Here is a 24,910-nt window from a genome sequence, read left to right on the forward strand (position 1 = left end):
CCGGAGCAAAAGTCATCATCTCGGCCCAACTCCGGCCGCTGAGATCGGGTCCGGCCGACCGGATCAACGCATGCCGATGAGCGCCCGCCCGGCCGACGGCAGCTCGCTCAGCACCCCGCGCCAGTCCCGTGCCTCGGGGAAGCGGGACTTCACCGCCTCCGCCGCCCGGTCCCGCGCCAGGATCTGCGCCTCACGCAGCCGCAGCGACGGGGCGAGACCGGAACGCGCCAGCAGCAGACGCCGGTTGACCACCGGCACGGGCGACCAGTTGTTCTTGTACTGCTCCGAGCCGCGCAGCAGGCTCAGGACACCCCGCTCCAGGCCGCCCGCCTCCCGCGCCAGTTCGCGCATCAGCATCGACGAGACGTCCACCTTCTTCCTGAGCCCCGGATCGACCCCGTACAGATAGCCGCCCGTCAGCTGCGCGGACCGGAGTGAGAGATCCGCCGCCACCACCTGTCCGTCGAGCACGAACTCCCTGACCGAGGCCTCGCCGTCGCGCACCATCCGGCGGGTACTGCGCACCAGGTGCGCGCAGAACCGGGGCCGCAGATGCTCCTCGTTGACACCCCGGCCGAGCCACTGGAGCTCGTGCAGCCGCAGCAGGTTGCCGATGGCGCCCGGCACCCGGTGCACGGACGCCTCGCGGCACTCGATGCCCAGCGAGTCGATCCGGCGCAGCTTGGCGCGGACCCGCTGGCCGCGCGAACCGCTCATCCGCCCGATGAGGACCTCGATCGGTTCACCCGGCAGCTCCATGCAGGTCGAGTCCGTGAGGCTGCTCCGCGCCCCGGACCAGGCGTCGGCCAGCAGCTGCGCCGAGGCGCCGGGCCGCACCTCGCGCAGATCGACGACGGTGTGCGCGGCGGCGCGGTGCAGCCCGCGCTCCAGAGCGGTGACCGCGCCCTCGGTGTCCTCGGCGTCCACGAGGATGTCGGAGTAGTCGGAGATCGCGCCGCCCAACGGCACCAGCAGCGGCATCGGACGGTGCGCCAGCATCAGCGGGGCCGCGCCGATCAGCCGGCCGCCCCGCCGGGCGAGGACGATCCGCAGCCTGCCCTGGGTTCCGTAGGAGAGCCACCACGAATGGAGCCACGCGTGGCTCTGGAACGGGGTGGCGGTGGGGCAGCGGCGGTGCAGCGCGTCCCACTCCGCGGCGAGTGCGGTGAACTCGGCGAGGTCCCGGCAGAGGGTGGCGGTGAGCCGCCCGCGCGTGGCGTTGGTCATCGTACGAGCTCCCGTTCGCCGGCGGGGGCGTCCGTGCCGCCCTGGGCGGGGCCCGGGACCTGGGCGGTGACGTCACGGCGGCCGGCCCGGGGGCGGACCAGCAGGACCAGTCCGCCCGCCAGCCCGCCCGCGCTCGCGCCCACGGCCGTGCCCAGCGGCACCGAAGGGGACACGGGGTCGCCCGGCGGCACCGCGTGCGAGAACTTGATCAGGCTCACTCCGGTCTCCTTCGCGACATGACCGCTGCTGACCACCAGCGCCTCGGTGACCGCGTTGGCGATGTCCGCCGCGCGGTCCGGATCGGCCGACGTACCGGTGACGGAGATCATCGGAGAGTCGGGGGAGGTCTCGGACACCACGTGCGTGCGCAGTCGGCGCACCGGCTCGCCTGCGGCGCCCTTCGCGTAGCCGAGGGTCGCGTCGCTGGTGGCGAGACGGCCGTAGGACTGCGCGTAGCCCAGCGCCGCCGCCGGGTCGGTGCCCTTGGCCGCGGTCACCATGGCGTAACCCGTGGCCGCGTACTCGGGCGTGGCGAGCATCCCGTACGAGAGCCCGCATGCCGCCCCGAGCAGGACGCAGGCGGGCAGGGGCCACCAACTGGGCCGTAGGGATGCGGTGCGGAGCCTGCGGAACCGTCCGGGGACGGCAGGCTGCTGCGCGGGCGACTCGGTCATGGGTGTGCTCTCTCGGTCGGGGGGACGGTGGCGTGTGCGTAGACGTCCATGAGGCGCCGGCTGCTGAGCCGGATGTCGTAGTGGTCCACGGCGGCCGGCGGCGGCAGTCTGCGGGTGCCGCTCCCGCTCAGGCGCCGCAGCGCGGACGTGAGTTCACCGGTGAGGTCCGCGGTGCCGGGGGAGGCCCCGACACGGGTCGTTCCGGGCACCCGCCCCGCCAGGTCCTCGATGGCGGGGCAGGCCGCGTGCACCACGGGCAGTCCCGCGGACAGGGCCTCGACGGCGGCCAGCCCGAAGGACTCCTCCCGGGACGCCGAGACGAAGGCGTCCACGGCGCTGAGCACGGCGGGGATTCCCGGTGCCGTGCCCCCGCTGCCGCACTCCCCGAGGAGGCGGACGCGGCCGGCCACACCCAGCTCCGCGGCGAGCGCGCGCAGCGGCCCGGCCTCCGGGCCGTCCCCGGCCAGCACGAGCCAGGCGCCGGGCAGCGCGGCGACGGCCCGGAGCGTGGCGTCGAAGCGCTTTCCGGGCACGAGCCGGCCGACGCCCCCCACCACGAAGGCGCCCTCGGGGATGCCCAGCAGCGCGCGGGTGGCGCGGCGCCGCTCGCCGTCGAAGCGGAAGGCGGCCACGTCGACGCCGTTGGGGACGGTATGGATGCGGGCGGCGGGTACCCCCCAGTCGCGCAGCCGGCCCGCGACGGTGTCGGAGACGGCGACCGTCGCCGCCCCGAGCCGCTCGGTGCGCAGGTAGAGCTCCCGGGTGCCACGGGTCAGCGGCCTGCCCTCGATCTCCGCGTGTCCCAGCGAATGCTCGGTCGACACCACGGTGGTCCCGGCGAGCCGTGCCGCGATCCGCCCGTAGACACACGCCCGGTACAGATGCGTGTGCACGAGGTCGTACGAGCCCCTGCGGATCAGCCGGGCCAGCCTGGGCACGGCGGCGAGGTCGCGGTTGCTCCGCATGCCCAGGTGCCGGACCCGGACGCCGTCGGCGCGCAGGCCCTCCGCGACCGCACCCGGATTGGTCAGCGTCACCACGTCGCACCGCACCGGCAGATGACGCAGCAGCAGACGCAACTGCTGCTCGGCCCCGCCGATGCCGAGACCGGTGATGACGTGCAACGCCCTCATCCGGCGTCACCCGCCTGTGCGCGGCGGTGCCGCAGCCGGTGCCGCAGCTCCTTGGCCCGCAGCCGGGTGGACCGGTCCGCGTGGCTCACATGGGTACGGGGAAGGGCGAAGGGACCCGACAGGGAACCCGGGACGAGCGCGCAGCCGTAGGCGTACCCCGCCTCCCGCACCGCGCCGAGCACCCGCCGGTCGGCCGTGCCGTACGGATAGCAGAAACCCGGCGGGGCCTGGCCGGTGAGGCGGGCGAGCGCGTCGCGGCTGCCTCGCGTCTCCTCGCGCAGCTCGTCGTCGCACAGGGCCGTGAGATCCCGGTGGAGCATGCCGTGGGAGCCGACCTCCATCCCCGCCGCCGCGACGGTACGGATGCCCTCCTCGGTGAGCAGCGGTCTGCGGGGGCCGAGCGGATCCCATGTGTTCGTACCGCCCGATCGTCCCGGCAGCACGAACACGGTCGCGGTGCAGCCGTGCGCGAGCAGCACCGGGAGCGCCTCGTCGAGGAAATCGGCGTACCCGTCGTCGAACGTCAGCCCGACCAGGCCGCGTTGCCCGGCGGCCCGGGCCCGTAGCAGTTCCGTGATCCCTACGCCGGTCAGGCCCCTGCGCCGCAGCCAGGTCAGCTGCTCGTCGAGGCGGTCGGCGGAGACGGTGATGCCGTACGGATCGTCTGTCGGGTCGCTCACCGAGTGATAGGTGAGGATCCACGGCTGGGACCGGCGGGGGAGCGTACGGACACGGGGTGTTGAGGTGTCAGCGGCCATGGGTGAACCTCTGTCGGATGAGTGCCAGCAGATGAACGGCTTCCGGTGCTCTGAGCGCGAGAGCCGTGAGGAGGAAGGCGAGAGGTACGACGGCGCAGCCGGCCGCGAGACCGGGCAGCGCTCCGGGCACCGGACCGACCGCCGTCCACCCCGCCAGCGCCGCCACCGCCGCGGCGGCGGCGGGCCTCGCGAGGGAGAGGGCCACCGAGCCGGCCCGTACGGCGACCGCCCGTGAACGCAGCCCCAGGAGCATCGCCAGCGCTGCCGTGCTGATGCCCAGCGCGTTGGCGGCTGCGATGCCCTCCACGCCGAACGGAGCGGTCAGGACCAGCCCGGCCCCGGTGGTCACCAGGAGGCCCGCGCCCATCGCCCCGAGCGGGTACCAGGTGGGCCGGCCCGCCGAGAAGAACGGCCTGCACAGGGCGCCGACCAGCGTGTGACCGAGCAGACCGAGCGCGTAGACCCGCATCACACCGGCGGTGGCCGCCGTGTCCGCGGCGTCGAAGGCGCCCCGCTGGAAGAGGACTTCGACGATCTGCGGCGCGCATCCGAGCACCGTCGCGGTGCCCAGCAGCACCACGGTCCCGGCCAGGGCGAGATCGCGCTCGACCCGCCGCCGGGCGCCCTCCCGGTCGCCGGCCGCCATGGCCCGGGCGACGACGGGGAAGGTCACCGTGCAGATCATCATGGAGAGCACCATCGGCAACTGCGCCACCTTCTGCGCGTAGTTGAGATGGGAGATCGCCCCGTCGGGCAGGGACGAGGCCAGGAAGCGCTCGACGAAGACCTGTGACTGACGGCTCACCACGAACAGGACGACCGGCGCCAGGACCGCCGCACCGAGCAGGGCCGGGCCGCGCTCCCGGGCCGCCCTCCGCACCCGCCCGCGCCGGCCGGGCACCAGCGCCACGAAGGTGGGCAGCAGGGTCAGGATCATCAGCACGCTTCCCAGGGCGACCCCGGCGGCGGCGGCGCGCACCCCCCAGACGGAGTGCAGTGCCAGCGTCATGCCGATGATGCCGATGTTGTAGGCGATGTAGACGCCGGCCGGTGCCAGGAAGCGGCCGTGCGCCCGCAGCGCGGCGCTGAAGTACCCGGTGATCCCGAAGGTCAGCACCGTGACCGCCGTCAGGCGGGTGCAGTCCACGGCGAGCCGGGGATCGTCCAGCCCGGGTGCCAGGATGCCGACGGCCCAGGGCGCGCCCCAGACCAGCAGGGCGCCCACACAGGCCAGCGCGGCCGACAGCCGGGGGAGCGTCGCGGCCACCAGCGCCCGCACGGGGTCCACCGCGGTCCCCCCGGTGGCGCGCCGGGTCAGCGCCAGGCTGAACGCGGGCACGAGCAGCAGCGCCATTCCGTCCTCGATCAGCAGCGTGGCCGCCATCTCCGGCACGGTCCAGGCGATCAGGAAGGCGTCGCTGGCATGACTGGCGCCGAAGAGCCGGGCGATGGCCTGGTCCCGCACGAGTCCCAGCACCGCGGCGACCACGGTCAGCCCGGCGGCACCGCCCGCCGCCCGTGCCAGGAAGCGGCCGGGGCCCGCCGGAGCGTCACGCGTGGACGGTCCTGCGACCGCCTCCGGGGGCGTGCCCGTGGTGGCGCTCACGCTGCGGTCGTCCTCTCAGGACCGGCCAGCGCCCACCACGCCGCCAGGCCGAGCACGATCCCGGTGAGGACGGTGGAGGGGCCGCCGATGTCCGCGTACAGGAAGTCCACGGTCTGCCAGGTCATCAGCCCGACGGCGGCCAGCCCGCAGTCGACGGCCGCGGTGCCCCGGGACCGGCAGAGCACGAGCCTGCGTACGCAGCCGGCCAGGAGTGCCGCCCAGGAACCCACCAGGGCGGTGAAGCCGATCAGACCCTGCTCGCTCAGCACCAGCAGATACATGTTGTGCGGGGAGAGCAGCGGCTGCCTGCGGAATTCCTGCCCCGCCCCCTCGGTGTCGCTCCCGGCCGAGAGCCCGATGGACGCGTGCGCGTCCCGGTGGGCGGGGAAGCCCTTGAGGCCGACCCCGGCCGCCGGGTGCTCGCGCCACATGCCCTCGGCCGCGGCCCACATCGTGTAGCGGTCGTTGACGGACGGGTCGGGCGCGCTGGTCACCTCGGTGATGCTGGTGAGCCGCTGCGAGATCATCTCGGAACCGACACCGAGGCCACCCACCAGCACCACGCCGGCCGCGCCCAGGACCGCCAGGGCGCGGACGGCCTGACGGAGCCCGGTCAGCGCGATCACGGCGAGAGCGCCCGCGGCCGTCGCGATCCAGGCCCCCCGGCTGAAGGACAGCGCGAGCGGGACGACCAGCAGTGCCGCCGTCACCGCCGCCCAGACCCTCAGCCACCGGGGGGCGCCCGCGGAGGGACGCAGCGCGAACGCCGCTGCCGCGAGCAGCCCGTAGCCGACGACCGTGGCCATCCCCATCACATCGCTGGGGCCGAAGGTGCCGACCGCGCGGATCTCCTCGCCCATGTACGAGGCACCGGTGCCGGTGACGTACTGGTGGACGCCCGTCGCGCCCTGGACGACCGCCAGCAGGACCAGCGTGCCCGCGAGGACGCGGAATCCCTGGGCGTCCCTTACCAGGAGGAGGACGGCGGCCGGCACCAGGACGAAGACCTGGAGGTACCGCACGAATCCCGGCAGGGCCGCCGCCGGGTCCGCGGCGCAGACCGTGGCCAGGGCGAGCCCGGCCACCGGCAGACCCAGCACGAACGCAGCAGCCGTGGTGAGCGGACGCCGCCTCAGGAACAGCAGGCGGCCCACACAGACGAGGACGGCGACACCCGAGAGGAGGTCGGCGGCCGTGGCGCCCGTGCTGTCGGCGCCGTCGGACGGCACGGCCACGAGCAGGACCGTCGCCACCAGCGGCAGCAGCGGCCACCGGCGGGCCCACCCGCGCGAAGGCGCGTCCTCGACGACGGCCGGCGCGGGGGGCCGGACGGGGGTCCGTACGGCGGGTGCCTCGGTCTCGGTGAGTGTCACGGTTCAGCTGCCCCCGAGCCGGAACACCGAGCCGGCCGTGCGCGCGAGCACGCACACGTCCTGCCAGAGCGACCAGGTGTCGATGTACCTGTTGTCGAAGCGTGCCCGGTCCTCGATGGAGGTGTCGCCCCGCAGCCCGTGCACCTGCGCCAGCCCCGTGATGCCGACCGGCATCCGGTGGCGGTTCCGGTAGCCGGGATGCGCGAGGCTGAACTGCTGCACGAAATAGGGGCGTTCGGGGCGTGGGCCGACCAGGCTCATGTCCCCGCGCACCACGTTCCACAGCTGGGGCAACTCGTCGAGCGACGTCCTGCGCAGCGTCCTGCCGACCCGGCTCATGCGGGTGTCCGTGGACACGTTCCACCGGGTGGCCGACTCGTGCGCGTCGGCGGGGCGCAGGGTGCGGAACTTCAGAAGGACGAACGGCCGCCCGTCCCTGCCGACCCGCTCCTGCCGGAAGATGACGCCGGGGCCGTCGCACAGGTGTACGGCGAGGGCGCAGACCGCCATCACGGGGGACGCCACGACCAGGGCGACGGCGGCCAGGGCGGCGTCCATGGCGCGCTTCACCCGCTGCGCCACCGGGCGCTGCGGCCCCGTGTGCAGCGCGTGGGCGGCGAAACCCCACACGTGGTCGGGCCGGGCCGTGCTCCGCAAGCGCCCGGCCGTTCCCTGATCGGTGATCAGCCAGACCTGGCAGCCCTGCCGGGCGAACAGGGCGAAGAGTTCCTCGCCGTCCGGCACCGACTCGGGCGGGGCCGTGAAGACCGCGTGCCGCACGGAGTTCTGGATGACCGCACGCCCCGCGTCCTGTACCGACGCGAGGACGGGAAGCGCGGTGCCGCTCGCGGGGGCGGGGATCTCGCCCGCCGCGGTGCCCACCCGGCCGACCGGCCGCATCCCGTAACGCGGATGCTCCTGGAGAACGGCCGAGACCCGGTCGGCGAGCGGCCCGGACCCTACGACGAGCGTGGACCGCGGGCGGCGCGCGGCCGCCCGGAGCCGGGCCCGGTGCACGACGGCGCGCCCGGCGCAGCACAGCACCGTCTGCGCGGCGGCGGCGAAGGCCAGGGCCGCCCAGCCGACGGCGTAGCGCGAACCGGACGCCGCCAGCACCTCGGCCGTCGCGTACCACTGGACGAGCGCGAGACCGGACAGCGCGGGCAGCTCCGCCAGGACGGACGGGGACAGCCCGGTCCTGAAGAGGCCGCGCCAGGAGTTCAGGAGCAGCTGGACCGCGGCCTGCAGGAGGACGACGGCCGACAGCCACGGCCAGGGAGCGACGAGCGCCGTGGCCAGGCCGAGTGCCAGGCAGTCGGCGGCCATCAGCGCGGCGGGGGCCGCCCTGCGCCTCCTGCCCGGGACGGCGGGGGCGGCCGGCCGTCCGCCGCCACTGCGGGGCGGGCGGATCGCGTACACCGCACGTCGTACGGCGGTGGCCTGGGCGGCACGGGGGACAGGTGCACTCTCCGTCGTCATCGCTCGGTGCGCTTCCTCGTCATGGGGCGGGACTGGCCGACAAGTTCCTGGTAGAGACGCAGCACCGCTCCGGCCGTCCTCGTCACGTCGAAGACCGACCGCGCGCGGCTCTGCGCCGTGCGGCCCAGTTCGGCGCGCAGGGCCGGGTCCGTCAGCAGGGCGGTGAGCGCCGCCGCGAGAGCGGCGTGATCCTCGGGCGCCACGAGGCAGTGGGGCACGTGTCCCGGGGCCAGGCTCTCCCGCGCCCCGTTCACGTCCGACAGCAGGACGGGAGTGCCGCAGGCCATGGCCTCCAGGGGGGCCAGCGCCATCCCCTCCCAGCGGGACGGGAGCACCAGCAGGTCCGCGGCCCTGAGCCAGGGCCGCACATCCGCGCACCCGCCGGCGAAGAGCACACCGGGGGGAGCCGCGCGCCGCAGCTCCTCCTCGTACGGTCCGTCGCCGACCAGCACGAGCCGCGCGCCGCCGTCGGAGACCGCACGCCAGGCCCGCAGCAGCACGTCCTGGCCCTTCTGCCGGCTCAGCCGCCCGACGCACACGACGAGCGGCGCGTCCGCCGGGACACCGTCGAGCAGGGGGAGCGCGGCACGGGCCCTCACCGGGGCGTCCGCGCCGGAGGGCTTGAAGCGCGTGAGGTCGATCCCGTTGTGGATGACCGACCAGCGAGCCGCGATGCCCGCGTGCAGCCCGGCCCGGCGCTCGGACTCGCTGACGCACAGGATGCGGTCGCTCCAGCGCGCCCCGAGCCGTTCCCACGCCTTCGCCAGACCGGCGGCCCTGCCCTCCAGTGCCTCGAACGACCAGGCGTGCGGCTGGAACACGGTCGGGACCCGGCCGCGCACCGCGAGACGTCCGGCGAGCCCGGCCTTCGAGCTGTGGGCGTGGATCACATCAGGGGCGTACGCGCGGACCAGACGGCCCGCCGTGGCGATCTCCCGCCCGAGTCCGGGCCCCGGGGAGCGCTCGGCGGGCCACACGCACACCCGGGCCCCGGCCGCGGCGGCGCCTTCGGGCAGCTGACCGTCCGCCGGGCAGGCCACGACGGGCCGGTGGCCCGCACGGACCTGTGCCGCGACCAGGTCGGTGACGACGCGGGCGACGCCGCCGTCCACCGGCTGGACCAGATGAAGGACCGTCAGTCGACTTTCCTCGGTGCAACTCTTCTGCAGCACGCAGGCTCTCTTTCACATGCCCCGAAGAGCCGGTTCGGTTAAAGACCGGCGGCAAGGAATATGGCGGCGGAGATCGAGTGGGTAAAACCGAAACGCACTGTGACAGAACGTTCGTCGGAATACACGTATGACTCGCGCTCCGTCTCCACGGACTACCCGTGAGCAGGCAGCGGGAACTCGGCTGCCGAATCCTGCGGCGTGTCAGACCAGGGTGAACGCTTTGAATCCCGGCCCTGACGCATGATGGCCGTGCCGTGCGCGGCCGCCCGTTTCCCGTGGGGTTCCCTATACGTGCCGGGAGTTAAGCGGTCCCGAATTCCCCCGATTGGGCGACCTAATTCGGTCCGCGGTGTTTGTCGCCTCGCCTGGTGCATTCGGAGCCTTGCCGGGAATCGGCATGCTTTCCGCGTGAACCGGCCAATCATCGTGAAACGGCCTGTGTTCCGCCGCTCTCCGGATGTACTGCTGCTCCGCCCCCGTTGCCCGGGAGCGGAGCGGACGAGGCAGTATCGGGTACGACTCGTGATGATCGTCCGTCCCGTGGCGGACAGCGAAACGGCCGATGACGACAGAGGAGAACCGATGGTTCACGAACGGGCCGGTCAGCCGGCGCAGCCCGGAGACCTGGTGGACGTGGCACGGCTGGTGACGGCCTATTACACGGTCCACCCCGACCAGGCCGAGCCCGGCCAGCGCGTCGCCTTCGGAACCTCGGGCCACCGGGGCTCGGCCCTGGCGGCGGCCTTCAACGAGGACCACATCGCGGCCACCACCCAGGCCATCTGCGAGTACCGCACCCGCCAGGGCACCGACGGGCCGGTGTTCCTCGGGGCGGACACCCACGCGCTGTCCGAGCCCGCCCGGATCACGGCCGTGGAGGTGCTGGCGGCGAACGGGGCCACCGTCCTGATCGACACCGACGACGGCTACACCCCGACCCCCGCCGTCTCGCACGCGATCCTGACGTACAACCGGGACCGCACCTCCTCACTCGCCGACGGCATCGTCGTCACCCCCTCGCACAACCCGCCCGCCGACGGCGGCTTCAAGTACAACCCCCCGCACGGCGGCCCGGCAGGGTCGGACGCCACCTCCTGGATCCAGGACCGGGCCAACGCCCTCATCGAGGGCGGGCTGAAGGAGGTGCGGCGCATCCCGTACGCCCGCGCCCTGGCCGCCGGAACCACCGGCCGGCACGACTTCCTGAGCGCCTACGTCGACGACCTCCCGGCCGTCCTCGACCTGGACGCCGTACGGGACGCGGGCGTCCGGATCGGAGCCGACCCGCTCGGCGGGGCCTCGGTCGCGTACTGGGGGCGCATCGCCGAGCGCCACCGGCTCGACCTCACCGTCGTCAATCCGCTCGCCGACCCGACCTGGCGCTTCATGACGCTGGACTGGGACGGCAAGATCCGGATGGACTGCTCCTCTCCGTACGCCATGGCCTCACTGATCGAACAGCGCGACGCCTACGACATCTCCACGGGCAACGACGCCGACGCCGACCGGCACGGCATCGTCACGCCCGACGGCGGGCTGATGAACCCCAACCACTACCTCGCCGTCGCGATCCGCTACCTCTACTCCCACCGGGAGGGGTGGCCCGCCGGCGCGGGCATCGGCAAGACCCTGGTCTCCTCCTCCATGATCGACCGGGTCGCGGCTGACCTCGGACGGCAACTGGTGGAGGTCCCCGTCGGGTTCAAGTTCTTCGTCGACGGACTGTTCGGCGGCACGCTGGGCTTCGGCGGGGAGGAGTCCGCAGGTGCCTCCTTCCTGCGCCGCGACGGCCGGGTGTGGACCACCGACAAGGACGGCATCCTGCTCGCCCTGCTGGCCTCCGAGATCACCGCGGTCACCGGCTCCACACCCTCCCAGCACTACGGCGAACTCACCGCCCGCTTCGGCGATCCGGCCTACGCCCGGGTCGACGCGCCCGCGACCCGTGAGGAGAAGGCGGTGCTGGCCAGGCTCTCCCCGGAGCAGGTCACCGCCGACACCCTGGCGGGCGAGCCCATCACCGCGGTGCTCACGGAGGCGCCGGGCAACGGCGCCGCCATCGGCGGGCTCAAGGTCTGCACCGACAGCGCGTGGTTCGCGGCCCGCCCCTCCGGCACGGAGGACGTCTACAAGGTGTACGCCGAGAGCTTCCAGGGCGCCGGACACCTGGCCAGGGTCCAGGACGAGGCCCGCGCCCTGGTCTCCGACGCACTGGGCGGCGCGGGCTGAGCGACGGGCACCGAGCGGCGGGCCCGGGACCCGGGCCCGCCGCACCCCGGCCGATACGGAGCCGCGGACCCGGCCGATAGGGAGCCGCGGACCCGAGCCGGCGACGGTGCCGGTCAGGCGTCGGGGACGGTCTGCCGGATCTGGCGGAGGAAGGCCGCGTTGTCGGGGGTCCTGCGCAGCCTGTCGAGCAGTGTTTCGAGCGTGGCCCCCGCCTCCCGGGACCGCAGGGCGCGCCTCAGCCCCCGTACGGCGGCCAGTTCGGCTGCGGGCAGCAGGAGTTCCTCACGGCGGGTACCGGAGGGCGTGATGTCGACCGCGGGGAAGACCCGCCTGTCCGCCAGGGCGCGGTCGAGGCGGAGCTCCATGTTGCCGGTTCCCTTGAGCTCCTCGAAGAAGTAGTCGTCGGCGCGGGAGCCGGTCTCCACGAGCACGGTCGCCAGGATGGTGAGCGAGCCGCCCTCCTCGGCCAGCCGGGCCGCCCCGAAGAGCTTCTTGGGGCCGGTGAGCGCGGACGCGTCGACGCCGCCGCTCAGAGTGCGCCCGCCGGCCCCGCCGCTGTTGTTGTGGGCGCGGCAGAGCCGGGTGAGGGAGTCGAGGAGGATCACGACGTCCCGGCCCTGTTCGACCAGCCGCTTGGCGCGTTCCACGGCGAGGTCCGCGAGCGCGATGTGCTCCTTGGCGGGACGGTCGAGGGTGGAGGAGTACACCTCGCCCCGCACGGAGCGGCGCATGTCGGTGACTTCCTCGGGGCGTTCGTCCAGCAGGACCACCATCAGATGGGCCTCGGGGTGGTTGACGGCGACCGCCGCGGCGATCTGCTGGAGCAGCACCGTCTTGCCGGTCCTGGGAGGAGCGACGATCAGGCCGCGCTGGCCCTTGCCGACCGGGGAGACGAGGTCGATGAGGCGCGGCGCGAGGCCGCCGCCGGGCGTCTCCAGGCGCAGCCGCTCCCGGGGGTGCAGCGGGGTGAGGTCACGGAAGTGCGGCCGGCCACGGAGCTCGTGCGCCGCACGGCCGTTGACCGAGTCGACGAGGGAGAGCACGCGAGGCCGCTCGCAGGTGCCTTCGACGAGATCGCCCTTGCGCAGGCCGTACTGCCGGATCAGCGCGGGCGACACCTGGATGTCACGGGACGAGGGGTGGCCACCGTCGGTCCGCAGTACGCCATGTCCGTTCTGCGTGGTGTCGAGGACACCGACGGTGCGGACGGGCAGGCTCTGCGGGGATACGGGGCGTTCGAGTGTGCTGGTCATGGTGGGTCCTTTCGCGGACATGGCGAATGAGAGGTCCGGCGAAGGCAAGGCGGTGATGTCACGCCTCGTACGACGGGCGGAAGAGGCCCGTACCGGACGGAAGAGGTGGTGCGAAAAGCTGGATCGCCGGTCGTCACAGGACGGGCGCAACAGCGGGGAAGAAGCATCGGCGCCCGATTAGGGCGTTCACGAATGCTGCTCGCAAGGTAGCACGTATGGGGGAGCGGGGGGAAGGGGCCGGGCTCTCCGGCAGGTTCCCGGCCCGCTGCGGCGGAGGCCCGGCGGACGTCCGCTGCAGCGGGCCGGCTGCTCGCCAGGGTGGCGGCCGGCTGCTCGCCAGGGTGGCGGCCGGGCGTTCACCCGGGCGGCGGGCCGGTCCCGGGCGCAAGGGCTGTGACGGCTCGCGGTGCTCGCAGCCCTGGCGAGCCGATCCCGGACGCAAGGGCCGTGACGGTTCCCGCCGTTCGCCGTCCCCCGGCGACGACGTGCCCTCAGCCCTCCCCGCGGAACGCCTTCAGGATCTGCTCGGCCGCGAGCGTGGCCGTCAACTCTCCCCCGCGGACGCGCTGTTCCAGCTCCGGGGTGAGCGTGCGCACCGCCGGGTGGGCGCGGAGGCTGTCCAGCAGGTCGTCGCGGACCATCGTCCATGTCCAGTCCACCTGCTGCTCGCGGCGCTTGGCCGCGAGCCGGCCGGTGGACTCCAGGAGCGTGCGGTGCTGCTCCAGCCGCTCCCACAGCGTGTCCAGCCCCGTCGACTCCCTGGCGCTGCACGTCAGCACCGGGGGAGCCCAGGCCGCGTCCGCCGGGTGCATCAGCCGCAAGGCACCCGCCAGCTCACGCGCCGCGGAGCGCGCGTCGCGCTCGTGCGGGCCGTCGGCCTTGTTGACCGCGATGGCGTCGGCCAGCTCAAGGACCCCCTTCTTGATGCCCTGCAGCTGATCGCCCGTCCGGGCCAGGGTGAGCAGCAGAAAGGTGTCGACCATGTTGGCGACCGCCGTCTCCGACTGCCCCACCCCCACCGTCTCCACCAGCACCACGTCGTAGCCCGCCGCCTCCATCACCACGATGGACTCGCGCGTCGCCTTGGCCACACCGCCGAGCGTCCCGGCCGTGGGGGAGGGGCGTACGAACGCCCGCGCGTCCACCGCCAGCCGCTCCATGCGGGTCTTGTCCCCCAGGATCGAACCGCCCGTCCGGCTGGAGGACGGGTCCACGGCCAGCACCGCGACCCGGTGCCCGAGACCCGTCAACAGGGTGCCGAGCGCGTCGATGAACGTGGACTTGCCCACGCCCGGCACTCCGCTGATCCCGATCCTTCTGGCCCGGCCCGCGTGCGGCAGCAGCTCGCTCAGCAGCCGCTGCGCCAGCACACGGTGATCGGGGCGGGCGGACTCCACGAGCGTGATCGCCCGTGCGACGTACGCCCGTTTGCCGTCGAGCACGCCCTTGACGTAGGCGTCGATGTCGATGTTCGCGGCCACCTTCAGCGGCTCACAGCTCGTGGCCGAGCGAGGCGGCGAGCCGCGCGACCAGGTCGTGGGCGGCGTCCGGGATCACCGTGCCGGGCGGGAACACCGCGGTGGCACCCGCCTCGTGCAGCGCCTCGACGTCCTGCGGCGGAATCACCCCGCCCACCACGATCATGATGTCCTCGCGCCCCTCGGCGGCCAGCTCCTCGCGCAGCGCCGGCACGAGCGTGAGGTGACCGGCGGCCAGCGACGAGACGCCCACGATGTGCACGTCCGCCTCGACCGCCTGCCGGGCCACCTCGCCCGGCGTCTGGAACAGCGGGCCGACGTCGACGTCGAAGCCCAGGTCGGCGAAGGCCGTCGCGATCACTTTCTGGCCGCGGTCGTGCCCGTCCTGGCCCATCTTGGCGACGAGGATGCGCGGGCGCCGCCCCTCCGCCTCCTCGAACTCTCCGACCAGCGCGCGGGTGCGGTCCACGGAGGGGGACTCTCCTGCCTCTTTGCGGTACACCCCGGAGATCGTACGGATCTGCCCCGCGTGCCTCCCGTACACCTTCTCCAGCGCCTCCGAGATCTCTCCGACCGTGGCCATCGCCCGGGCTGCGTCGACCGCCAGCGCCAGCAGATTGCCCTCCAGGTCCGGCCCCGGCTCCCGGCCCGCCGCGTCGGTCAGGGCGCGCAGGGCGGCCTGGCAGGCGTCCTCGTCGCGTTCCTCGCGCAGCCGGCGCAGCTTCTCGATCTGCTGGGCGCGCACCGAGGAGTTGTCGACCTTGAGCACATCGATCTTCTCGTCGGTCTCCACCCGGTACTTGTTCACCCCGATGACGGGCTGGCGGCCCGCGTCGATCCGTGCCTGCGTACGCGCGGCGGCCTCCTCGATCCGGAGCTTCGGGATGCCCGCGTCGATGGCCTTCGCCATGCCGCCCGCGGCCTCGACCTCCTCGATGTGCTGCCAGGCCCGCTGCGCCAGGTCGTGCGTCAGCTTCTCGACGTACGCGCTGCCGCCCCACGGGTCGATGACCCGGCAGGTGCCCGACTCCTGCTGGAGCAGCAGCTGGGTGTTGCGGGCGATCCGCGCCGAGAAGTCCGTCGGCAGGGCGAGTGCCTCGTCCAGCGCGTTGGTGTGCAGCGACTGCGTGTGGCCCTGGGTGGCGGCCATCGCCTCGACACAGGTGCGCGTGACGTTGTTGAACACGTCCTGGGCGGTGAGCGACCAGCCGGACGTCTGCGAATGGGTGCGCAGCGAGAGCGACTTGGGGTTCTTCGGGCCGAACTCCTTGACCAGCCTGGCCCAGAGCAGCCGCGCCGCGCGGAGCTTGGCGACCTCCATGAAGAAGTTCATGCCGATCGCCCAGAAGAACGAGAGCCGCGGAGCGAACGCGTCCACGTCGAGGCCCGCCTCCTGACCGGCCCGCAGATACTCCACGCCGTCGGCCAGCGTGTACGCCAGCTCCAGATCGGCCGTCGCACCGGCCTCCTGGATGTGGTAGCCGGAGATCGAGATCGAGTTGTAGCGCGGCATCTTCTGCGAGGTGAAGGCGAAGATGTCGGAGATGATCCGCATCGAGGGACCGGGCGGATAGATGTAGGTGTTGCGGACCATGAACTCCTTGAGGATGTCGTTCTGGATGGTCCCGGCCAGTTTCTCGGGCGCGACGCCCTGCTCCTCCGCGGCCACGATGTACAGCGCGAGCACGGGAAGCACCGCGCCGTTCATCGTCATCGACACCGACATCCGGTCCAGCGGGATGCCGTCGAAGAGCTGCCGCATGTCGTAGATCGAGTCGATCGCCACACCCGCCATGCCGACATCGCCGGTCACCCGGGGGTGATCGCTGTCGTAGCCCCGGTGGGTCGGAAGGTCGAAGGCGACGGAGAGACCCTTCTGCCCCGCCGCGAGATTGCGCCGGTAGAAGGCGTTGGACTCCTCGGCCGTGGAGAATCCGGCGTACTGACGGATCGTCCAGGGCTGGTTGACGTACATCGTCGGATACGGGCCGCGCAGATACGGCGCGATGCCCGGGTAGGTCCCGAGGAAGTCCAGCCCCTCCAGGTCCCGCCCGGTGTAGAGCGGCCTGACCTCGATGCCCTCCGGGGTTTCCCAGGCCAGCTCGTCCTCCGAGCGGCCCGCCGACTCCTTCACGGCGGCGCGCCACTGCTCGTCGGACACCTCGGCGGGGGCGTCCCCGGACAGGGCGACGCCGGAGAAGTCCGGCACCACGGACGCCGGGGTCCCGGGGGACCCGGTGGTCTCAGGGTTCTGCATCACGCCGCTCCCATGCGGTCGAGTACGGACGAGAGGACGGCGACCGCGTCGCAGCCGGCGAACACATGGACGTCGGCCCCGGGGAAGGCGTCCGGCCGTCCGGCGAGGAAGACCTGCTCGGCGCCCGCCGCCCTGAGCGCCGCGGCGACGCCCTCGGCCTGCTCGGCGTAGAGGGCGTCCGTCGAGCAGAGGCACGCGATCGTGGCCCCGCTCGCCTTGAAGGCCGCCGCGGCGGTCGACGCGTCCACGGAGGCCGGCTCCTGGACGGGCTCGATGCCGCCCGCGAGGAAGAGATTCGCGGCGAAGGAGGCCCGCGCCGTGTGGGCCGAGGCGGGTCCCAGGGCGGCGAGGAAGACCCGGGGACGGCTCCCCGTGGCGGCCAGATGCCGGTCCGAGCGGGCGCGCAGCGCCTCGAACGCCTCGTCGCGCCGGACCCGGGGCAGCCCTCCGTCCGACGGGACGGCGGGGGCGGGCTCGCGCTCCACCGGCCGTTCGTCGATGGCCGGGAACTCGCTGACCCCGGTCACCGGCTCCTTGCGACGGGCCAGGTCCTTGCTCCGGGCCGCCCAGGTGGCCGCGAGCCGCTCCTGGACCATGCCGGAGCGCAGCGCGGCGGCCTGGCCGCCGGCCCGCTCGATCTCCTGGAAGAACGTCCAGGCGGCAGAGCTGAGTTCATCGGTCAGCCGCTCGACGTACCAGGAACCGCCTGCCGGGTCGGTCACCCGGGCCAGATGCGACTCCTCCATCAGGATCGTCGAGGTGTTGCGGGCGATGCGCCGGGCGAACGCGTCCGGCAGTCCCAGCGCGTGGTCGAACGGCAGCACGGTCACGGACTCCGCGCCGCCCACGCCCGCACCCAGACAGGCAAGCGTCGTGCGCAGCATGTTCACCCAGGGATCGCGGCGGGACATCATCACGGACGAGGTCACCGCGTGCTGCCGCTGGGCCCCGGCGCCGGGAGCCCCGCAGACCTCGGCGACGCGGGACCACAGCCGCCGTGCCGCGCGCAGCTTCGCGATCGTGAGGAACTGGTCGGCCGTCGCCGCGTACCGGAACTCCAGCTGTCCGCACGCCTCCTCGACGGAGAGCCCCGCCGCCGTCAGTGCCCGCAGATAGGCGACGCCCGTGGCCAGCGAGAGCCCGAGCTCCTCGGCCGCCGAACCGCCCGCCTCGTGGTACGGAAGGGCGTCCGCCACCAGCGCCCGCAGCCCGGGGTACTCGCTTGAGCAGACCTGCGCCCAGTGGACGGCTTCGCCGAACTCCGGCTCCGTGCCCCCGCGGGCGGCCAGCCCGAGGGGATCGGCCCCGAGGCTTCCCCTCACCGTTGCCTTCGCGTGCCCGCGCGCCTCGTGGAGCCGGAGCAACTCCCGTACGGCGGGCCCGAGGCCGGCTCCCGCGTCGAGCGCCACGGGCGCCAGGTCGAGGTACACGCCCTCCAGAGCGCGGGCCAGACCCTCGACCGGAACCCCGCCGGGCCCGCCGACGGCCAGCCAGAGCGAGGTGACGCCGTTCTCCAGGTCCCCGAGCAACGCCTCGTTCAGGCGCACGGGATCGGTGAGCGCGTGGCGCTGGCGCACGTCCCAGCCGTTCGTGGTGTTCCCCACGGCCCTGCTGCCCCGGGTGAAAGGGGCGAAGCCGGGCATACCGGGGTCCGCCGACACATCGGCGGAGGTGTACAGCGGGCGGGCGGTGAGCCCGTCCCCGAGCGCGGTGGACAGCGCTTCCTCGGCCGCCGCCCCTGTGACTTCCTTGCCCGACCTGCGCAGTACGCCTTCGACGAGGCTCTGCCACTGGTCGTGGGAAGGGTCGGGGAAATCGGAGGCCGGAGAAAGCCCGTCAGCAGGCAGGACCGTCATGGTCAGATGCTAGGTCAGCGCTCCGGGGAGCAGCAGAGCCACTGACTGTGACCTTGCCCTCTCCCAGCGGTACGAGAGCCTCCTCGCCGCAGCGGCTCCGCCCCGTGACGGCGGCCCGGGTGAACGCCGACGCCGGGCAAGGGCGTTGGTACCGCGCCGCCCCGGTCAGGCTCCGACGTAGGCCGCGAGGTGCTGCGCGGTGAGGGTGGACCGGTCCGCGACGAGGTCGGCGGGTGCCCCCTCGAAGACGATCGTGCCGCCGTCGTGACCGGCGCCCGGGCCGAGGTCGATGATCCAGTCGGCGTGTGCCATGACCGCCTGGTGGTGCTCGACCACGATGACCGACTTGCCTGAGTCGACGAGCCGGTCCAGCAGACCGAGCAACTGCTCGACGTCGGCGAGGTGCAGGCCCGCGGTCGGCTCGTCGAGGACGTACACGCCGCCCCTGTCCGCCATGTGGGTCGCCAGCTTCAGCCGCTGGCGCTCGCCGCCGGAGAGGGTGGTGAGCGGCTGGCCGAGGCTGAGATAGCCGAGCCCGACGTCCGCGAGCCGGCCGAGGGCGCGGTGCGCGGCGGGCGTCGCGGCCTCACCGGCGCCGAAGAACTCCTGGGCCTCGGTGACGGACATGGCCAGCACCTCGCTGATGTCCCGTCCGCCGAGCAGGAACTCCAGCACCGCGGGCTGGAACCGCTTGCCCTCGCAGTCGTCGCACGTCGTGGAGACTCCGGCCATCATCCCCAGGTCGGTGTAGACGACCCCGGCGCCGTTGCAGGTGGGGCAGGCGCCCTCGGAGTTCGCGCTGAACAGGGCCGGCTTCACGCCGTTGGCCTTGGCGAACGCCTTGCGGATGGGGTCCAGCAGCCCGGTGTACGTCGCCGGGTTGCTCCGCCGCGAGCCCTTGATCGCGCCCTGGTCGACGAAGACCACGTCCTCGCCCGCGGGGATCGAACCGTGCACGAGCGAGCTCTTGCCCGAACCGGCGACACCGGTGACGACGGTGAGCACCCCCAGCGGCACGTCGACGTCGACGTTCCGCAGGTTGTGCGCCGTCGCGCCGCGGATCTCCAGCGTGCCGGTGGGCTTGCGCACCGTCTCCTTGAGCGTGGCACGGTCGTCGAAGTGGCGGCCGGTGATGGTGCCTGCGGCCCGCAGTCCCTCGACCGTGCCCTCGAAGCAGACGGTGCCGCCGGCCGTTCCGGCGCCGGGGCCGAGGTCGACGACGTGGTCGGCGATCGCGATCGTCTCCGGCTTGTGCTCCACGACGAGCACGGTGTTGCCCTTGTCGCGGAGCCGCAGCAGCAGGTCGTTCATCCGCTGGATGTCGTGCGGGTGAAGGCCGATGGTGGGCTCGTCGAAGACATAGGTGACATCGGTCAGCGAGGAGCCGAGATGACGGATCATCTTGACCCGCTGCGCCTCACCGCCCGACAGCGTGCCCGAGGGGCGGTCGAGCGCCAGATAGCCGAGGCCGATCTCCACGAACGAGTCCAGGGTCTGCCGCAGCGCGGTGAGCAGCGGCGCCACCGACGGCTCGTCGAGACCGCCCACCCACTCGGCCAGATCGCTGATCTGCATGGCGCAGGCGTCGGCGATGCTGATCCGCCCGATCTTCGACGACCTGGCCTCCTCACTGAGCCGGGTGCCGTCGCACTCGGGGCAGGTGGTGAAGGTGACGGCGCGTTCGACGAACGCCCGGATGTGGGGCTGCATCGCGTCCTTGTCCTTGGACAGGAACGACTTCTGGATCTTGGGGATCAGGCCCTCGTACGTGAGGTTCACGCCCTCGACCTTGACCTTGACCGGCTCGTGGTGGAGGAAGTCCCGCATCTCCTTCTTGGTGAACCTGCTGATCGGCTTGTCCGGGTCGAGGAAACCCGACTCGGCGTACAGCCGCACGGTCCAGAAGCTGTCCGACTTCCAGCCGGGGATGGTGAACGCGCCCTCGGAGATCGACTTCGAGTCGTCGTAGAGCTGGGTGAGGTCGATGTCGGAGACCGAGCCCCTGCCCTCGCACCGCCCGCACATGCCGCCGGTGCGGTTGAAGGTGGCCTTCACCGTCTTCTTGTTGCCCCGCTCGACGGTGATCGCCCCGCTGGCGCGGACCGAGGGGACGTTGAACGCGTACGCGCCGGGCGGGCCGATGTGCGGATCGCCGAGCCGGCTGAACAGGATGCGCAGCATCGCGTTGGCATCGGTCACGGTGCCGACGGTGGAGCGGGGATCGGCGCCCAGTCGCTGCTGGTCGACGATGATCGCGGTGGTCAGCCCTTCGAGCACGTCGACCTCGGGCCGCGCGAGCGTCGGCATGAAGCCCTGCACGAAGGCGCTGTAGGTCTCGTTGATCATCCGCTGCGACTCCGCGGCGATCGTGCTGAACACCAGCGAACTCTTGCCCGAGCCGGAGACCCCGGTGAACACCGTGAGGCGGCGCTTCGGGATCTCGACGCTGACGTCCTTCAGATTGTTCACGCGCGCTCCGTGCACGCGGATCAGGTCGTGGCTGTCGGAAACATGCGGCGCGGGTGACCGTCTGTTCGTCCTCGTGGCCATGCTCGTCGTGTCTCCATCTGTTGCGCGGGCCGCCTGCGCGGTCGCCTGCCGTGTCACCGGCACGTGCGCGGCAACGGTCGTTGTCTACCAGTCCGGTTGTGCGGTCCGGGGAGTTCCCGGGAACGGGGCCGGCCGAAGCGCGGCGTTCCGTGTTTCACGCTACGGGCGGCGGTCCGCACACGCTTCTCGATTCCTGACCGGCTGGTTCGTCATTGGATTTCACAATGCGTCACTGAATGTCCGAAGTTAAGCTTCAGTCGACCCAGCACCGCAGGGGAAGGACGCACCGTGGCCGTGGGACCAGTGGAGTACCTCGTCGTCACCTTTCCCGGGGGCCGTTTCGCCGACGCGATCGCGCCCGTACTGGTGGACGCCGTCGCCTCCGAGGCGGCACGCATCCTCGATCTGGCCTTCGCCCGCAGAGCCTCGGGCGGAGCTCTCGAACGCCTGGAGCTGCGCGCGATGGACCCTCAGGGGCTGCTGGCCTTCGAGCCACCCGAGGGCGGCCGGGACGGGGTGCCTCAGATCACCGATCTCGAAGTGCTCGAACGCCTGCCGGAGGGTGACTCCGCCGCCCTGATCGTGTGGGAGGACCTCTGGTCGGTCCCGCTCACCCGGGCGGTCCAAGAGGCGGGCGGCCGTCTCCTGGCGCATGAGCGCGTCCCCGCCGACGGCGGCGACGACGTCATCACGCTGCTGGAGAGGCTCGCGGCGCTGAGGCAGCAGGGGGCACTCACCGAGGCCGAGTTCGCGGCCCAGAAGACCAGGATCCTCGCCGACTGACTCCACACCGGCCGGCACCCCACGTTTCCTTTGTCGATATGCGCACGCCGTGCGACGTTGATTCCGACCTGCAGTCTGTCGGGAAAGAGGCAGTTCATCGTGCAGACCGCCCGGGCCGTCCCCGCAGCCACCGTCGTCAACCTGCGCGATCTGGGCGGCATCGCCCTGGGGCGCGACCACCGTCTGAGGCAGGGAGTCCTGCTGCGCTCCGGCCAGCTGAGCGACTTCGACGCGGACCACGACATGGCCGTGGCCGCCCTCGGTATCCGTACGGTCGTCGACCTGCGCACGGCCGAGGAGCGCCAGTGGGCGCCCGACCGTCTGCCGCCGGGCGCCAGGCTCTTCGTCGCCGACGTCCTCGGCGACAACCCTGGCGTCGCGCCGGCCCGGCTCAGGGCGCTGCTCAACGACCCGGACGGAGCAGCGAGCCTCCTCGGCGGCGGGAGGGCGGAGGAGATGTTCGCCCAGACCTACCGGAAGATGGTTCTCTCCCCGGGAGCTGCGGCCGCCTACCGGGCCTTCCTGGACACCGCCGCCGACCCCCGAGCCCGGCCCCTGCTCTTCCACTGCGCGACCGGGAAGGACCGCACGGGATGGGCGGCGGCGCTGCTGCTGATGACGGCGGGCGCCTCGCGTGACGTCGTACGCGAGGAGTTCCTCGCGGTGAACCGTGCGGTCCGTGCGGCCTTCGGGCCGGCGTTGCGGCGCTTCCTCGACGAGGGCGGCGACCCGGACATCGCGTCCGCGGTCATCGACGCCCGGCCCCGGTACCTCGAGGCGGCCCTGGACGCCATGGACGAGCGCTGGGGCGGTCTCGACGGCTATCTGAGCAAGGCGCTGCGCCTTCCTCCCGCCGTGGCCGAGCGGCTGCGCGAGGACCTGACGGTGCCGGTCTGAGGTCCACGCGCGTCTCACTCGGCTCCCACCGTGTCGCTCCGACTGTCCGCGCGTGTCCCACGGATCCCACCGTGCCGGTCCGGCGGCCTGCCCGCGCAGGCGAAGGCCCGGTGCGGAGTCCGCGGGACTCCGCACCGGGCCGGTGTGCGACAGCGGTGCCGCTCAGATCTTCAGCAGCTGTTCGCTGATGTCGCGGTAGTGCTGGAGCGCCACGCGCAGCTCTTCCGTCTGTGCCTCGGTGTCCTGCTCCCGCCAGCCCGCGCGCAGGACGCGCCTGCGTTCCGCGAGGGCCTCGGTCAGGCCCGAGACGATCTCTTCGAACGTGCCCTCCGCCTCCTCGACGGCCCGGCGGGGGTTCTCGACGAAGTCGGTGACCGCGTGGTGCATGCGCCGGGACAGCTTGTCCTGGTCGTCCCTGGAGACCAGCGGTCCGTCGGCCCGCCCGGTGCCCGGCACGTCGGGGGCCGTACGCGGGGCGGGCGGAACATCGTGGTCACCGGGACCACTGTTCCGCAGGCCGCGGGCGGTGGTGTCGCGGGCCGTCGCGTCGGCGGACGCGGTTCGGGCCGTCGCCGCGGGAGTTGCCGCAGGGGCCTTGCGCGGATTCGTCGTGGAGACCGGTTCCGTGGCGGGGGCCTTGCGTGAGTCCGAAGTGGAGACCGAGTCCGTCGCGGGGGCCCTGCGCGAGTCCGAAGTGGAGACCGGTTCTGTCGCGGGGGCCCTGCGCGGGTCAGTGGTCGGGACCGGGTCCGTCGCGGGAGCCGGCTCTGTCGTGTGTGTGGTTCGTCCGGTGGAGTCCGTCACGCTGATGCACTGCCTTTCGCCTCGTGCCGGCCCGCGTGGACCGGCTCATCGGGTGAGTCCGCGAGCAGGACGTCGAAGAGCGCTCGGGCCTCGATCAGGGCCTTCCGCATCTCCTCCGTGCCGCCCTGGCCCCTCACGGCCGTGTGCACCCTCCGATAGCCGTCGACCTGCTCGGCGTGATGGACCGAGAGGGCGGCCGTCTGCTCCTCGAAGCTGTCGCCGTCCGGGAAGCCCCGGTCCCGCGCCAGCTGCGCCAGCAGGGCGTCGGCCTCGACGACCGCGTCCCTGGGCGAGTCGATGAATCGTTCCCTCACCTCGGCCCAGCGGCGCGCGTACGCCTCGCGGGCTTCCGGTGACAGGGGCCGTTCGGACAGGGATCCGTGCAGCTTCACCCGCTCGGCGAGCTCGTGCTCGGCCGCCTTCGTGTCGCCGTCGTGACGGGCGACCGTGCGGTCGTACTCGGGGCCGAAGCGGCGCCGCAGCCCACGCCCGCCGGTCTTCTGCCCACGGACGAGGAAGAGGGCGAGTGCTGCCACCAGGACGACGGCAACGATGATCACCACGGTCGTCATGGCCGGCACTCCCGTCGGTTCGTGGTCGGTGCGTCGTGCTGTTCCACTCCCGTCAACTCCTCTCGTTCCGGGCCCGGTTCGGGATGCCGCCGGGCGCTGTGCATCAGTCGTGTACCCCCTCGAAGCCGTTCGAGGCAGGGTTCTTCCCGGAGCGGCCCGGAGGCGGGCCGGGGGCAGGTGTGCCGGGCCCTTCAAGTGCGTAATACTCGCCTCATGAGATCGAGCATTACGGGAGGCCGGGGCGGCGAGGTCCGGATCAGGCGGGCCGTCGCACGGGACGCCAAGCGGCTCACCCGCCTGGTCACCTCGTCGCGCGCCTACGAGGGCCACTACGCGCCCATGGTCGCGGGATACAGGATCGGCCCCGACTACATCGAGACGCACACCGTCCATGTGGCCGTCGACGACGAGCGGGTGCTCGGCTTCTACGCGCTGATCCTGTCGCCCCCGGAACTCGACCTGATGTTCGTCGCCGACCACGCCCAGGGCAGGGGCATCGGCCGTCTGCTCATCGGCCACCTGCGCGGCGAGGCGCACCGTGCCGGCCTGGACGCCCTCCGCGTCGTCGCGCACCCGCCGTCGGAGGGCTTCTACCGCAGCGTGGGCGCGGAACGCACCGGCATCGTGCGCGCCCGGCCGCCCGCGGTGATGTGGGACAGGCCCGAGTTCACCCTCGCGGTGGGCGGCGCCCCCTGAGCCGTGGGGGGGGGGCGCGGCGGCCGGCCGGCGCGCCGGCCGCCGGGGGGGGGGGGGGGCGCGGCCCCCCCCCCCGCCCCCCCCCGCGGGGCGGGCCCCGGCCGCCGCGCACC

The 24,910-nt window shown here is 72.9% G+C and carries 19 protein-coding genes; 4 read left to right on the plus strand and 15 right to left on the minus strand.

Annotated features, from left to right (window positions below; translation table 11 throughout):
- Positions 1–63 precede the first annotated feature (63 nt).
- From ACWCQM_RS36455 to ACWCQM_RS36490, 8 genes are read right to left on the minus strand one after another with little or no spacing between them, the layout of a single operon-like run.
- Positions 64–1,227, minus strand: coding sequence for a GNAT family N-acetyltransferase (locus ACWCQM_RS36455; RefSeq protein ID WP_450919367.1), 1,164 nt, complete (start codon positions 1,225–1,227; stop codon positions 64–66).
- A complete protein-coding gene (locus ACWCQM_RS36460; RefSeq protein WP_450919368.1) occupies positions 1,224–1,901 on the minus strand; it encodes a YveK family protein in 678 nt (225 codons plus the stop codon). The genes ACWCQM_RS36455 and ACWCQM_RS36460 overlap by 4 nt, the downstream gene beginning before the upstream one ends.
- Positions 1,898–3,034 (minus strand): glycosyltransferase, encoded by a 1,137-nt coding sequence (locus ACWCQM_RS36465; RefSeq protein ID WP_450919369.1) that lies wholly within the window; start codon positions 3,032–3,034, stop codon positions 1,898–1,900. The genes ACWCQM_RS36460 and ACWCQM_RS36465 overlap by 4 nt, the downstream gene beginning before the upstream one ends.
- A complete protein-coding gene (locus tag ACWCQM_RS36470; protein ID WP_450919370.1) occupies positions 3,031–3,792 on the minus strand; it encodes a polysaccharide deacetylase family protein in 762 nt (253 codons plus the stop codon). The genes ACWCQM_RS36465 and ACWCQM_RS36470 overlap by 4 nt, the downstream gene beginning before the upstream one ends.
- Positions 3,782–5,398 carry a lipid II flippase MurJ gene (locus tag ACWCQM_RS36475; protein WP_450919371.1) on the minus strand — a complete coding sequence of 539 codons (1,617 nt, stop codon included), beginning with the start codon at positions 5,396–5,398 and terminating at the stop codon, positions 3,782–3,784. Before ACWCQM_RS36475 ends, ACWCQM_RS36470 begins: the two co-directional genes overlap by 11 nt.
- Positions 5,395–6,771, minus strand: coding sequence for an O-antigen ligase family protein (locus ACWCQM_RS36480; protein ID WP_450919372.1), 1,377 nt, complete (start codon positions 6,769–6,771; stop codon positions 5,395–5,397). Before ACWCQM_RS36480 ends, ACWCQM_RS36475 begins: the two co-directional genes overlap by 4 nt.
- A 3-nt stretch (positions 6,772–6,774) precedes the next feature.
- Positions 6,775–8,250, minus strand: a complete 1,476-nt coding sequence (locus ACWCQM_RS36485) for an exopolysaccharide biosynthesis polyprenyl glycosylphosphotransferase (protein WP_450919373.1) — start codon at positions 8,248–8,250, stop codon at positions 6,775–6,777.
- On the minus strand, positions 8,247–9,422 hold the full coding sequence (locus ACWCQM_RS36490) for a glycosyltransferase family 4 protein (RefSeq protein WP_450919374.1): 1,176 nt from the start codon (positions 9,420–9,422) through the stop codon (positions 8,247–8,249). The genes ACWCQM_RS36485 and ACWCQM_RS36490 overlap by 4 nt, the downstream gene beginning before the upstream one ends.
- Before the next feature lie 582 nt (positions 9,423–10,004).
- On the opposite strand from ACWCQM_RS36490, the gene pgm reads away from it, so the two are divergent.
- Entirely contained in the window at positions 10,005–11,651 is a 1,647-nt protein-coding gene (pgm, locus tag ACWCQM_RS36495; protein WP_450919375.1) for a phosphoglucomutase (alpha-D-glucose-1,6-bisphosphate-dependent), read from the plus strand.
- A gap of 113 nt (positions 11,652–11,764) precedes the next feature.
- Here the strand turns inward: pgm and rho are convergent, their stop codons facing one another.
- The 5 genes from rho to ACWCQM_RS36520 all read right to left on the minus strand — a co-directional run bounded on the left by rho (position 11,765) and on the right by ACWCQM_RS36520 (position 21,045).
- A complete protein-coding gene (gene rho, locus ACWCQM_RS36500; RefSeq protein ID WP_450919376.1) occupies positions 11,765–12,904 on the minus strand; it encodes a transcription termination factor Rho in 1,140 nt (379 codons plus the stop codon).
- 491 nt (positions 12,905–13,395) lie between these two features.
- On the minus strand, positions 13,396–14,385 hold the full coding sequence (gene meaB / locus ACWCQM_RS36505; protein ID WP_450919377.1) for a methylmalonyl Co-A mutase-associated GTPase MeaB: 990 nt from the start codon (positions 14,383–14,385) through the stop codon (positions 13,396–13,398).
- Between the two features lie 10 nt (positions 14,386–14,395).
- Positions 14,396–16,639 carry a methylmalonyl-CoA mutase gene (gene scpA / locus ACWCQM_RS36510; protein ID WP_450919378.1) on the minus strand — a complete coding sequence of 748 codons (2,244 nt, stop codon included), beginning with the start codon at positions 16,637–16,639 and terminating at the stop codon, positions 14,396–14,398.
- On the minus strand, positions 16,639–18,495 hold the full coding sequence (locus ACWCQM_RS36515; protein WP_450919379.1) for a methylmalonyl-CoA mutase family protein: 1,857 nt from the start codon (positions 18,493–18,495) through the stop codon (positions 16,639–16,641). The genes scpA and ACWCQM_RS36515 overlap by 1 nt, the downstream gene beginning before the upstream one ends.
- 165 nt (positions 18,496–18,660) lie before the next feature.
- Positions 18,661–21,045 (minus strand): ATP-binding cassette domain-containing protein, encoded by a 2,385-nt coding sequence (locus ACWCQM_RS36520; protein WP_450919380.1) that lies wholly within the window; start codon positions 21,043–21,045, stop codon positions 18,661–18,663.
- A gap of 288 nt (positions 21,046–21,333) precedes the next feature.
- Between ACWCQM_RS36520 and ACWCQM_RS36525 the strand changes: the two genes are divergently transcribed.
- Positions 21,334–21,828: a DUF6325 family protein gene (locus ACWCQM_RS36525; RefSeq protein WP_450919381.1), complete on the plus strand. Its 495-nt coding sequence runs from the start codon at positions 21,334–21,336 to the stop codon at positions 21,826–21,828.
- Between the two features lie 99 nt (positions 21,829–21,927).
- Positions 21,928–22,725 carry a tyrosine-protein phosphatase gene (locus ACWCQM_RS36530; protein WP_450919382.1) on the plus strand — a complete coding sequence of 266 codons (798 nt, stop codon included), beginning with the start codon at positions 21,928–21,930 and terminating at the stop codon, positions 22,723–22,725.
- Between the two features lie 162 nt (positions 22,726–22,887).
- Here ACWCQM_RS36530 and ACWCQM_RS36535 read toward each other — a convergent pair whose 3' ends face one another.
- Together ACWCQM_RS36535 and ACWCQM_RS36540 are read right to left on the minus strand one after the other, a co-directional pair.
- Positions 22,888–23,181 carry a hypothetical protein gene (locus ACWCQM_RS36535; protein WP_450919383.1) on the minus strand — a complete coding sequence of 98 codons (294 nt, stop codon included), beginning with the start codon at positions 23,179–23,181 and terminating at the stop codon, positions 22,888–22,890.
- A 344-nt stretch (positions 23,182–23,525) separates the two neighbouring features.
- Entirely contained in the window at positions 23,526–24,101 is a 576-nt protein-coding gene (locus ACWCQM_RS36540; protein WP_450919384.1) for a hypothetical protein, read from the minus strand.
- A 213-nt stretch (positions 24,102–24,314) separates the two neighbouring features.
- Between ACWCQM_RS36540 and ACWCQM_RS36545 the strand changes: the two genes are divergently transcribed.
- The gene (locus tag ACWCQM_RS36545; RefSeq protein WP_450919385.1) at positions 24,315–24,797 is read left to right on the plus strand and encodes a GNAT family N-acetyltransferase; all 483 of its coding nucleotides are present in this window, start codon (positions 24,315–24,317) and stop codon (positions 24,795–24,797) included.
- Positions 24,798–24,910 lie beyond the last annotated feature (113 nt).

This window comes from Streptomyces sp. NPDC002125, from assembly GCF_053593715.1.